This is a genomic window from Arthrobacter subterraneus, from assembly GCF_900099735.1.
In the GTDB taxonomy this organism is placed as follows: Bacteria; Actinomycetota; Actinomycetes; order Actinomycetales; family Micrococcaceae; genus Arthrobacter_D; species Arthrobacter_D subterraneus.
Genome location: NZ_FNDT01000001.1, coordinates 244,290 through 255,797 on the forward strand (window position 1 = coordinate 244,290; position 11,508 = coordinate 255,797).

Consider the following 11,508-nt stretch of genomic DNA (forward strand, 5'->3'; position numbering starts at 1 on the left):
GTGGGGCGGACTGGGTGGCTGGAAAAGGATCAGGCCGAGCCGGCCCGCGCTGTGTGCTCGTTGGCGAGGATGGCCAGGGAGGCGGCCACGGAGTGGTCCGGTTCTTCCACCTCGGCGTGTGCCCGCAGTACCACCATGGACTTGGCTTCCACGGTGACCTTGTTTCCTGCAGCGATGGGCGCGGAGTCGGCGTAGACGCCGGCCGTGTCAATCACTTCATCCCACATGGGCCCGTACTCCGCCGACGGAACAGTGAAGGTCACCGGCTCGTCATTGGCGTTGAAGTACAGAAGGAAGTTGAGGTCGGTGATGCGCTGGCCGCGCTGGTCGCGGCCGCGGATTCCCTGGCCGTTGAGGAAGACGCCGATGGAACGGCCGAATCCGGCGTTCCAGTCCTCGGGTGCCATCAGTTCGCCGGCCGTGTCCAGCCAGACGATGTCCGGCAGCGCCTCGCCCTCGCCCCGGCGCACCGGGCGTCCGTCGAAGAATCGACGGCGCCGGAACGTGGGGTGCTCGGACCGGAGCCGGTTCACAGCCGCCGTGAATTCGAGCAGCGGCTGGTCCAGCTTGTCCCAGTGGACCCAGGACAGCTCGGAGTCCTGGCAGTAGGTGTTGTTGTTGCCGTCCTGCGTACGGCCCAGCTCGTCTCCGTGCGAGATCATCGGCACGCCCTGTGACAGCAGGAGGGTGGCGATGAAGTTGCGCTGCTGGCGGGCGCGGAGGGACTGTACCTCGGGATCATCCGTGGGGCCCTCGACACCGCAGTTCCAGGAGCGGTTGTGGGTTTCGCCGTCGTTGTTGTCCTCGCCGTTGGCCTCGTTGTGCTTCTCGTTGTAGGACACGAGGTCCCGCAGGGTGAATCCGTCGTGGGCGGTGACGAAGTTGATGGAGGCGACCGGGCGGCGGGCTGAATGCTCGTAGAGGTCCGCGGAACCGGTCAGCCGGGAGGCGAACTCCCCGATGCTGGAGGGCTCGCCGCGCCAGAAGTCACGCACGGTGTCCCGGTACTTGCCGTTCCACTCGGTCCACTGGGGCGGGAAGTTACCCACCTGGTAGCCGCCGGGGCCGACGTCCCAGGGTTCGGCGATGAGCTTGACCTGGGAGACGATCGGATCCTGCTGGACCAGTTCGAAGAACGCCGAGAGCCGGTCCACCTCGTAGAACTCGCGGGCGAGGGCCGACGCGAGGTCAAAGCGGAAGCCGTCGACGTGCATCTCGGTCACCCAGTAGCGCAGTGAGTCCATAAGCAACTGGAGGGCGTGTGGGTTGCCCACATTGAGTGAGTTTCCGGTGCCCGTCGTGTCCATGTAGTACTGCTTGTCGTCCTCCACGAGACGGTAGTAGGCGGCGTTGTCGATTCCGCGCATCGACAGGGTGGGGCCCATGTGGTTGCCCTCGGCGGTGTGGTTGTAGACGACGTCGAGAATCACCTCGATGCCGGCGAGGTGCAGTTCCCGCACCATGGCCTTGAATTCCTGGACCTGCTCGCCCTCGTCTCCGGCGGAGCCGTAGGCGTTGTGCGGGGCGAAGAAGCCGATGGTGTTGTAACCCCAGTAGTTGGACAGTCCTTTTTCCTGCAGGGTGCTGTCATTGACGAACTGGTGCACCGGCATCAGTTCGATGGCCGTGACACCGAGTTTCTGCAGGTGCGCGATGACGGAGGGATGGGCCACGCCGGCATAGGTGCCGCGCTGTTCCTCAGGCACATCCGGGTGAAGCTGGGTGAGACCCTTCACATGGGCCTCGTAGATGACCGACTGGTGGTAGGGGACCTTCGGGCGGCGGTCGCCGTCCCAGTCGAAGAACGGGTTGATGACCACACCGAGCATGGTGTGGTCGGCGGAGTCCTCATCGTTGACTGAGTCAGGCTCGCCGAAGTTGTAGCCGAACAGTGCCTGGTCCCAGTCGTACTCGCCGTGGATGGCTTTGGCGTAGGGATCCAGGAGCAGCTTGTTCGGGTTGCAGCGGTGCCCCTCGGCCGGGTTGTTGGGGCCGTGCACCCGATAACCGTATTTCTGGCCGGGCACCACGTGGGGTAGGTAGCCGTGCCAGACGTAGCCATCGACCTCCTTCAGGGCGATGCGGGTTTCAGTGCCGTCATCCTCAATCAGGCACAGCTCCACTTTCTCTGCAACCTCGCTGAAGAGTGCGAAATTGGTGCCGGTGCCGTCATAGGTTGCCCCCAGCGGGTAGGCATCTCCTGGCCATAGCTCCATGTGTGCTCCTTGCTTGATTGTGCGCTCCGATCTGCTCGGGCGCTTGTCCTGCATCTTTTCATAGCGCAGGGATCTGACATTCTGGTGAACGAAAGTTACTGGGGCTGCGTGGACGGTGGGTCCTGCAGCAGATCGTGAATGACCCGGCCGATGTGCCGGGGCAGGCCGCTGACCACGATGGGGCCGCGCTTCGCGGCCCTCCGACCGGCCAGGCCGTGCAGCAGCGCTCCGGCCGCGGCCAGCACAGCCCAGCGGGCTGGGGGCGGCACCCCGGGGAGGGAGCCGGCGTCGTTGTTGGTGGCGTTGGCGGCATGGGTGGCGACCAGAGCGCCCAGGATCCCGGCGAGCGTGTCTCCGGATCCGGCGGTTGCCAGCCACGGTGTGGCGTTGGCCTGGACGAAGGTCTCCCCCGTCGATGCGGCCACCACGGTGGTGTACCCCTTCAAGAGTACGGTGGCGCCGGTGGCCTGGGCGGCCCGGCGGGCGAACCCGGCGGGGTCAGCCTCGATGGCGGTCCGGTCCACCGCATCGCCGCGCCGTTCGAACAGCGCCGCCAGCTCACCGGCGTGCGGCGTGAGGATGACGTGCGCGCCGACGGTGTCCGGCAGCAGCGGCAGGGCTCCGGCGTCCACGATGGTGGGCAGGCCGGAGGAAATCGCCTCGCGTGCGCGCTGACGCTGGCCGGGATCCTCCGTGGCACCCGGACCCACCAGCCATGCCTGCACATGCGAATCGGAGACCGAGCCCTGTGAGCACACCACCTCCGGGTGGACGGTGTTGATGAGCGCGGTCACCCGTTCGGGGCCGAGGAAGCGGATCATTCCGACGCCGGTGGCCAGCGCCGCGCCCGTGGCCAGGACAGCGGCACCCGGGTACATTGCGGACCCGGCGGCGATTCCCAGGACGCCCCGGCTGTACTTGTGGTCGGCGGGTTGGGGCTGTGCGTAGAGGTGCCGGAAGTCTGCGGGCTCGAGTGAGTACAGGTCCGGTTCGGGGAGGGTTTCGCCCAGGCCGATGTCGATGGTGGCCACGCGTCCAGCAGCGCGGGCTCCGGCGCCGATCAGCAGCCCCGACTTCAGTGCGCCGAAGGTGATGGTGAGGTCCGCGGACAAAAGGTGGCCCGTCGCCTCGCCGGTGTCGGCGTTGACGCCGCTCGGCACGTCACACGCCACTACGGTTCCCACGGTACCGCGCGCATTGACGCGTTCAATCAGGGCAGCGGCGAGTCCCCGCAGACCCCCGACGCCGCCGGTACCGAGGATTCCGTCGAGGATCAGGTCCGCGGCGGATACCCGTGCCGCGGCGCTGTCCAGGGTGGAGTCGCTGAGCGCGACAACCCGGCCGCCTGCAGCGCAGAACGCAGCCAGCGCGGGGGCGTGGACCCGCTCGGAGGTGAGCACCGCCGTCGTGCCTGTTCCGCGTTGCTGCAGGCGTGCGCCGGCGTAGAGCGCGTCTCCACCGTTGTTACCGCTGCCGGCCAGTACGACGACGGAGCGTCCGTAGGTGCCGCCGGTCGCCGAGAGCTCACCGGCCGCGGCCTGTGCGAGGCCGTGCGCTGCCCGCTGCATCAGCTCATCACCGAGGCCGGCCTCAAGCAGCGGGGATTCCGCCGCCCGGACCGAACTCCCGGTATAAGCACTAAGCACCCTTAGGATCTTACCGGGTGACGCCGGGATCTTCCCCCTCGGCCACGACCATGGCCGTTGCAACGTCCCCGTCGTGGCTCAGCGACAGGTGCCAGCGGTGCACGCCGCGTGCGTCTGCAGCCGCCAGCACCGTCCCGGACACCTGGACGAACGGGCTGCCGTTGACGTTGAGGCCGACCCAGCAGTCCTGCCAGTTCATACCCGCGGGCGCGCCGAGGGCCTTCGCGACTGCTTCCTTCGCCGCGAACCGCGCCGCGAGCGAGCGGGTATTCAGTTCACGCTCCGCCGCCACGAACAGCCGGTCGCGCAGCCCGGGCGTGCGCTGCAATTGCCGCTCAAACCGGGGTACATCCACCACGTCCACTCCGATGCCGATGATCATCGGGAGGGCCTATTCAACCGTGACGGATTTGGCGAGGTTACGGGGCTGGTCGACGTCGTAACCCTTGGCGGTGGCCAGCTCCAGGGCGAAGATCTGCAGTGGGACGGTGGTGAGCAGCGGCGCCAGCAGCGTGGTGGTCTGCGGCACGTGGATGACGTGCTCGGAGAATGCGGCCACGGACTCATCTCCCTCCTCGGCGATCACAATGGTGACGGCGCCGCGGGCGCGGATCTCCTGGATATTGGAGACCACCTTCGCGTGCAGGGAGTCGCGGCCACGCGGGGACGGCAGGACGACGACGACGGGCTGGCCCTCTTCGATCAGCGCAATCGGGCCGTGCTTGAGCTCGCCGGCGGCGAACCCCTCGGCGTGGATGTAGGCGAGCTCCTTGAGCTTGAGCGCACCCTCCATGGCCACAGGGAAACCCACGTGGCGGCCCAGGAACAGCACCGACTTGGCGTTGGCCATGTCCCGGCCGAGCTTCTTGACGGCGTCCGAGTTGTCGAGAACCTGCTGGATCTTGGCGGGCATCTCGCCGAGATCGCTCATGACGGCGTTGATCTCGTCGCGGAACTTGTTGCCGCGCAGCTGGGCAAGGTAGAGACCCAGCAGGTAGGCGGCGGTGATCTGTGCCAGGAACGCCTTGGTGGAGGCAACAGCGATTTCCGGGCCTGCGTGCGTGTAGAGCACGGCGTCGGACTCGCGCGGGATGGTTGAACCGTTGGTGTTACAGATAGCAATCACCTTGGCGCCCTGCTCCCGGGCGTACCGGACGGCCATGAGGGTGTCCATGGTCTCGCCGGACTGGGAGATGGCCACCACGAGGGTCTTCTCATTGACGATCGGGTCCCGGTACCGGAACTCGTGGGAAAGCTCCACCTCGGTGGGGATGCGGCACCAGTGCTCGATGGCGTACTTGGCAACGGAGCCGGCGTAGGCGGAGGTTCCACAGGCCAGCACAACGATCTTGTCCACCGAGCGCAGGATGGACTCGTCGATGCGCAGCTCGTCCAGCACGAGGTTTCCCTTGGCGTCGGTGCGGCCCAGCAGGGTCTGGCCAACGGCGTCAGGCTGGTCGTTGATCTCCTTTTCCATGAAGGAGTCGTAACCACCCTTTTCCGCGGCAGCGGCGTCCCAGTCGACGTGGAATTCCTTGCCCTCGGCCGGGGCGCCGAAGAAATCGGTGATCGCCACCTCTTCGGGGGTGATGGTGACAACCTGGTCCTGGCCGAGCTCGACCGCGCGGCGGGTGAAGTCAATAAAGCCGGAAACATCGGAGCCCAGGAAGTTCTCGCCGTCGCCGAGGCCGACCACCAGCGGAGAGTTACGGCGGGCAGCCACCACCACGTCGGGGGAATCCTGGTGGATGGCCAGCAGCGTGAACGCGCCCTCCAGGCGCTGGCAGGCTTCCTGCATGGCCCTGGTCAAGGCGTCCTCGGTGCCGGCATCGGCCACGCGGCGGTAGATGCTGCCCAGCAGCACTGCGGCAACCTCGGTGTCGGTATCGGAGAGGAAGGTGGCGCCGGATTCGAGGAGTTCGGCCTTCAGCTCGGCGAAGTTCTCGATGATGCCATTGTGGATCAGGGCGAGCCGGCCGTCGTCGGCCAGGTGGGGGTGCGCGTTCTGGTCGGTGGGTCCGCCGTGGGTGGCCCAGCGGGTGTGGCCGATTCCGGTGAGGGACTCGGGAAGCGGCTCGGCCTCCAGCTCGGCGATGAGGTTGGTGAGCTTGCCGGACTTCTTGCGGGACTGGATGCCCGCCTCGGTCAGGACTGCGACGCCCGCGGAGTCATAACCGCGGTACTCAAGGCGGCGGAGGCCTTCCATGACAACGTCAAGGGCGCCGTGGCTGCCGTTTGAATCGACGTCGTCGAGTACTGCGCTGCTGAGCGATGCGCCGCTATTACGGCCTACGTATCCTACGATTCCACACATGGGCTTAAGCGTACCTGCCGCGCGCTCCAACCCTTGTCCCGGCGCTGCGCGGGTGGTGCGGGTCACGGGCAGGGCCGCCGACCCGTTTGTTAATGCGCTAGCCAGAGGGCAGAATTCCAAGAGTGAGTGAGCGATCTCCCGGTACCGGGCCCACAGCTACGGTGGACGCCGGTGTCACCCCCTTCGTGGAACTGGACCGTTCCACGTGGGCGCGGCTGTCCAATGAGATCGAGTCACCGCTGAATGTCGAGGATGTCCAGCGGCTGCGCGGCTTGGGCGACGCCCTCAACCTCGATGAGGTGCGCGAGGTGTACCTGCCCCTCTCGCGGCTGCTTTCGCTGTACGTCTCCGCATCCCACCAGCTGCATGCGGCGACCAACACCTTCCTCGGTGAGCGCACCACCCGGACGCCCTTTGTGATCGGGGTTGCCGGTTCCGTGGCGGTCGGCAAGTCCACCACGGCCCGTGTGCTGCGCGAGCTCCTGCGGCGCTGGCCCGGCACCCCGAATGTGGAACTGGTGACGACGGACGGCTTCCTTTACCCCAATGAGGAACTGGAGCGGCGGGGCCTGATGCAGCGGAAGGGCTTCCCCGAGTCCTATGACCGGCGCCGGCTGCTGCGCTTTGTCAGCGAGGTCAAGAGCGGCGCCGAAGAGGTCCGCGCGCCCTGGTACTCCCACCTGACCTACAACATTGTGCCGGGCCGTGAGATTGTGGTCCGCCGCCCGGATGTGCTGATCGTCGAGGGGCTGAACGTCCTGGCTCCCGCCCGGATGAGGGCGGACGGACGGTCCGGACTCGCCCTGAGCGATTTCTTCGACTTTTCCATCTACGTGGACGCCAAGACCTCCTATATTGAGGAGTGGTACGTCCAGCGTTTCCAGTCGCTGCGCAGCGGCGCCTTCGCGAATCCGGAATCCTACTTCCACCGGTACGCCTTCCTCACCGACGAGGAGGCCCGCGAGACCGCACTCGGCATCTGGCGCCGCATCAACGAGCCGAACCTGATGGCCAACGTCCTCCCCACCCGGGGCCGCGCAACCCTGGTGCTCACCAAGGAAGCCGACCACTCAATCCGAAGAATGCTGCTACGAAAGACCTGACGAGCCCCCGGCCGCGCCGCCCCTTGTCCTTCTGGATAACGACGGCGGCACTCCTCGCTGCGCTCTCCGCCTGCGGCACTCCGCCGCCCACGGTCGAGGGCACTCCGTCGGCGGCCATCCCCGCGCCGTCCGCGACTGCCGTCTCGCCCACCCCCGGCGCCACCGGACCGGTCGAACCACCCGCAACACTTCCGCCCGGCACCATTCCCGCCCCCGCTCAGCGATCTCCGGGCACCGCTCCCACCACCGCAACGACCACGGCTCCCCCGCCCCCACGGCCGGAGCCGAGTGCGGCCGCGACCAGTTCACCGGCGACTCCTGCCACTGCTGCCCGGCCCGGCTCCGCCGAGCTGAGCGATCCGGCCTCCGTGACCGTGGTCGTCAACAAGAAGCGCCCGCTCGACCCCATCGACTACTTCCCCTCCGGACTGGTGCTGCCCGCGGTGCCGCTTGCCGTACAGGAGCCCAACGCGCTGCTCCGCGGTGACACCGCAGCCGCGGTTCAGGACCTTTTCGCCGCAGCAGCGGACGACGGCGTCGGCCTCACCCTGGTCAGCGGATACCGCTCCTACCAGGACCAGGTCTCCACCTACGAGCACTGGGTGGCCCAGAACGGCGGAGACACGGCCGCCGCCGACCGTATCTCGGCCCGGGCAGGCTTCTCCGAACACCAGACGGGACTGGCCTTCGACGTCGGCCAGGACGACGGCGCCTGCACCTTGTCCCCCTGCTTCGCGGACACGGCAGCGGGTCAGTGGATGGCAGCCAACGCGCATCGCTTCGGGTTCATCCTGCGGTACCCGGACGGTGCGGAAGGCATCACCGGGTTCTCCGGAGAGTCCTGGCACTACCGTTATGTGGGCCTCGACGTCGCCGAAGCCATGCGGGCTGAGGGAACCGTAACCCTGGAGGAGCACTTCGGGCTCCCGGCGGCTCCCGGGTACTGACCCCCCCGGAACGGCCCCCGGGTACTGAACCCCCCGGAACTTTCGGGCACCTATGGCGGGTCCGGGCGGCGTCAGCTCACCAGAGGTACGCGAAAGTTCCAGTAGCGTAAAGGCATGCTCAACGGTTTCAAGGAATTCATCATGAAGGGCAACGTCATTGACCTGGCGGTTGCCGTGGTTATCGGTGCGGCGTTCGGAGCGGTGGTGTCATCGCTGGTGGAGAACGTCCTCATGCCCCTGATCTCAGCTCTCGTCGGGTCGCCGAACTTCGATGATTTTGCGAAGGTGACCATCAACGGCAACGAGATCCTGTTCGGGGCGTTCCTCACCGCCGTCGTGAACTTCCTGCTGATCGCGGCCGCCGTCTACTTTGTCATCGTGATGCCGATGAACAAGCTCATTCACCGCCGTGACCGGAAGCTTGACCTGGAGGAGAAGGTCGAGGAGGTCGACCCGCAGGTAGCGCTCCTGACCGAGATCCGGGACAGCCTCCGCCAGCGTTCCTTCTGAGCGCTCAGATCCGAAAACAGCCGAAGGGCGGAGACTCATCTCTCCGCCCTTCGATCGCTATGTTGTGGCCGGTCAGGCAGGCTCCAGCGCCAGCTGGTTCTGCACAATCCCGGCCAGGGTCTCCGCGGTGCGCTCGGCGGTCACCATGTCGGCGGCTTCCACCATTACGCGCACAACGGGTTCGGTACCCGAGGGTCGCAGCAGCACCCGGCCGGTTTCACCAAGCGCGGCCTGCGCTTCACGGACAGCACGCTGCACCTCGTCGTCGCTGTTGACGCTGCCCTTGTCGACGCCCTTCACGTTGATCAGCACCTGGGGAAGCTTGGTCATGATCGTGGCGAGCTCCTTGAGGCTCCGCCCGGTCAGCGCAACCTGCGCCGCGAGCTGGAGGCCGGTCAGGACGCCGTCGCCGGTGGTTGCGTAGTCGGCAAAAATCACATGGCCGGACTGTTCACCGCCGAGGCTGAAACCGCCGTCGCGCATTCCTTCGAGGACGTACCGGTCACCGACCGCGGTCTCCCGCAGGCTGATCCCCGCCTCGCGGAGGGCGAGCTTGAGGCCGAGGTTGCTCATGACCGTGGCCACCAGGGTGCTGTCCTTCAGGCGGCCGGCCCCGTTGAGTGCAACGGCCATGATCGCCATGATCTGGTCACCGTCAACAACGGTTCCCTCGTGGTCGACCGCGAGGCAGCGGTCAGCATCGCCGTCGTGCGCAATTCCGAGGTGCGCGCCGTGTTCCAGCACCGCGGCCTGGAGCAGCTCAAGATGGGTGGAGCCGCACCCGTCATTGATGTTGTTGCCGTCCGGGTCCGCACCGATCACAACGATTTCCGCGCCGGCATCCGAGAACACCTGAGGGGAACATCCGCTGGCAGCGCCGTTGGCGCAGTCCAGGACCACCTTCAACCCGTCGAGACGGTGCGGGAGGGACTGCAGGAGGTGCACGATGTAGCGGTCTTCCGCATCCGCGAATCGCTGGATCCGGCCGACGTCCGGGCCGACGGGCCGGTGCTTGGGTGCGTTCAGTTCGGTTTCGATCGCGTCCTCGAGAGCGTCATCGAGTTTCTTGCCGCCGCGGGCGAGGAACTTGATGCCGTTGTCCGGGGCGGGATTGTGGGAGGCGGAGATCATGACGCCGAAGTCCGCGTCCAGATCCGCCACCAGGAACGCCGCGGCGGGGGTGGGCAGGACACCTGCGTCATAGACGTCGACGCCGGCACTGGCCAGGCCCGCTTCGACAGCAGCGGCAATGAAGTCGCCGCTGATCCGCGGATCGCGCGCAATGACAGCGGTGGGCCGCCGACCGTCGGCCTGCTGATGTCCGAGCACGACGGCGGCCGCCTGGGCAAGCTGAAGGGCAAGTTCTGCGGTGAGGAGGCCGTTCGCCTGACCGCGGACACCATCGGTCCCAAATAATCTAGTCATCGTGGTCCATCCTAGGTCAGATGAGCGTGAGCCCCATGGAGCTGCGGTTTAAAGGCGTTACGCCCGCCCGGCAACTGCCGAGCGGGCGTAACGGGTGAAGCAAAACTTTTCGCTCCGAGTGCTTGAGAAGCCAAGTTGCACAAGCGCGTGGAGCCAAGTGCTGGAAAAAGCCGAGGGGACCCGTTCGAAGACGCGCCAGCGGCTTTGAACGGGGAAGGCTTTTTCTAGCGCTTGGAGTACTGAGGCGCCTTGCGTGCCTTTTTGAGACCGGCCTTCTTGCGCTCGATGACGCGGGCGTCACGGGTCAGGAAGCCTGCCTTCTTGAGGGCGGGGCGGTTGTTGTCGCGGTCAATCTCGTTGAGCGCACGGGCAACACCGAGGCGCAGCGCACCGGCCTGGCCGGAAGGGCCACCGCCGTGGATGCGTGCAATGACGTCGTACGCGCCGTCGAGCTCGAGGAGCTTGAACGGATCGTTGACTTCCTGCTGGTGCAGCTTGTTGGGGAAGTAGTCAGACAGCTCGCGGCCGTTGACAATCCACTTGCCGGTGCCGGGCGTAACGCGGACGCGGGCAACGGCTTCCTTGCGACGGCCTACAGCGGAACCACCGACGGTGAGCGCAGGGCGCTCCTTGACGGGGGTCTCTGAGGCGGGTGCGGATTCCGAGGTGTAGCTTGTGAGCTCCTCGGTTGGTTCATTCAGCTCTTCAGTGTTCTGAGCCACGGTTCTCCTTGAGTGATTCTTAGTCTGTGGTGGCCAGGACTACTGAGCGACCTGGGTGATTTCGAAAGTCTGGGGCTTCTGGGCCGCGTGCGGGTGCTCCGCACCGCGGTAGACCTTCAGCTTGCCGATCTGCTGGGCAGCGAGGGAGGTCTTGGGCAGCATGCCCTTGATGGCCTTCTCCACAGCGCGAACCGGGTTCTTCTCCAGCAGCTCTGCGTAGTTGACGGACTTCAGGCCACCCGGGAAACCGGAGTGGCGGTAGGCACGCTTCTGCTCGAGCTTGGCGCCGGTGAGGGCAACCTTCTCGGCGTTGATGATGATGACGAAGTCGCCCATATCCATGTGGGGGGCAAAGGTCGGCTTGTGCTTTCCGCGCAGCAGTGTTGCGGTCTGGCTGGCAAGACGGCCTAGGACAACGTCGGTGGCGTCAATGACGTGCCACTGGCGGTTGATGTCGCCGGGCTTCGGGGTGTACGTACGCACGGTTTTTGCCTTCGTTTCTTGTCTACGGTGACGCCGGCGTTCTGAAAGGAAAACCTCCAGATACCAACGCAGCTGATGCATGCGTTACCGGGACTTCAGGTGAGGACTGAAACTGGACCGGTGATCCCTGGGTTCTCGGCCA

Annotated in this window: 10 protein-coding genes; 3 read left to right on the plus strand and 7 right to left on the minus strand. The window is 66.2% G+C overall.

The annotated features are described in order from the left end of the window. Nucleotides 1-29: 29 nt before the first annotated feature. The 4 genes from glgX to glmS form a co-directional block, all read right to left on the minus strand. The gene (gene glgX / locus BLS52_RS01100; protein ID WP_090584200.1) at nt 30-2,216 is read right to left on the minus strand and encodes a glycogen debranching protein GlgX; all 2,187 of its coding nucleotides are present in this window, start codon (nt 2,214-2,216) and stop codon (nt 30-32) included. A 95-nt stretch (nt 2,217-2,311) separates the two neighbouring features. After that, a complete protein-coding gene (locus BLS52_RS01105; RefSeq protein WP_090584201.1) occupies nt 2,312-3,862 on the minus strand; it encodes an NAD(P)H-hydrate epimerase in 1,551 nt (516 codons plus the stop codon). A gap of 10 nt (nt 3,863-3,872) precedes the next feature. Further along, nucleotides 3,873-4,244, minus strand: coding sequence for a holo-ACP synthase (locus BLS52_RS01110; protein ID WP_090584202.1), 372 nt, complete (start codon nt 4,242-4,244; stop codon nt 3,873-3,875). Between the two features lie 9 nt (nt 4,245-4,253). Next, complete coding sequence (glmS, locus tag BLS52_RS01115; RefSeq protein WP_090584203.1) at nt 4,254-6,176, minus strand: glutamine--fructose-6-phosphate transaminase (isomerizing); 1,923 nt, start codon at nt 6,174-6,176, stop codon at nt 4,254-4,256. A gap of 161 nt (nt 6,177-6,337) precedes the next feature. On the opposite strand from glmS, the gene coaA reads away from it, so the two are divergent. The 3 genes from coaA to mscL all read left to right on the plus strand — a co-directional run bounded on the left by coaA (nt 6,338) and on the right by mscL (nt 8,736). Next, nucleotides 6,338-7,279, plus strand: coding sequence for a type I pantothenate kinase (gene coaA, locus BLS52_RS01120; RefSeq protein ID WP_026545941.1), 942 nt, complete (start codon nt 6,338-6,340; stop codon nt 7,277-7,279). Nucleotides 7,280-7,302: 23 nt separating this feature from the next. Then, on the plus strand, nt 7,303-8,226 hold the full coding sequence (locus tag BLS52_RS01125) for a M15 family metallopeptidase (protein WP_245702643.1): 924 nt from the start codon (nt 7,303-7,305) through the stop codon (nt 8,224-8,226). 114 nt (nt 8,227-8,340) lie between these two features. Next, nucleotides 8,341-8,736 (plus strand): large conductance mechanosensitive channel protein MscL, encoded by a 396-nt coding sequence (mscL, locus tag BLS52_RS01130; protein ID WP_090584204.1) that lies wholly within the window; start codon nt 8,341-8,343, stop codon nt 8,734-8,736. A 72-nt stretch (nt 8,737-8,808) separates the two neighbouring features. Here the strand turns inward: mscL and glmM are convergent, their stop codons facing one another. The 3 genes from glmM to rplM all read right to left on the minus strand — a co-directional run bounded on the left by glmM (nt 8,809) and on the right by rplM (nt 11,366). Next, entirely contained in the window at nt 8,809-10,161 is a 1,353-nt protein-coding gene (gene glmM, locus BLS52_RS01135; RefSeq protein ID WP_026545939.1) for a phosphoglucosamine mutase, read from the minus strand. 224 nt (nt 10,162-10,385) lie between these two features. Continuing rightward, nucleotides 10,386-10,883, minus strand: coding sequence for a 30S ribosomal protein S9 (rpsI, locus tag BLS52_RS01140; protein ID WP_026545938.1), 498 nt, complete (start codon nt 10,881-10,883; stop codon nt 10,386-10,388). Between the two features lie 39 nt (nt 10,884-10,922). Continuing rightward, on the minus strand, nt 10,923-11,366 hold the full coding sequence (gene rplM / locus BLS52_RS01145; RefSeq protein ID WP_026545937.1) for a 50S ribosomal protein L13: 444 nt from the start codon (nt 11,364-11,366) through the stop codon (nt 10,923-10,925). Between the last annotated feature and the right edge of the window lie 142 nt (nt 11,367-11,508).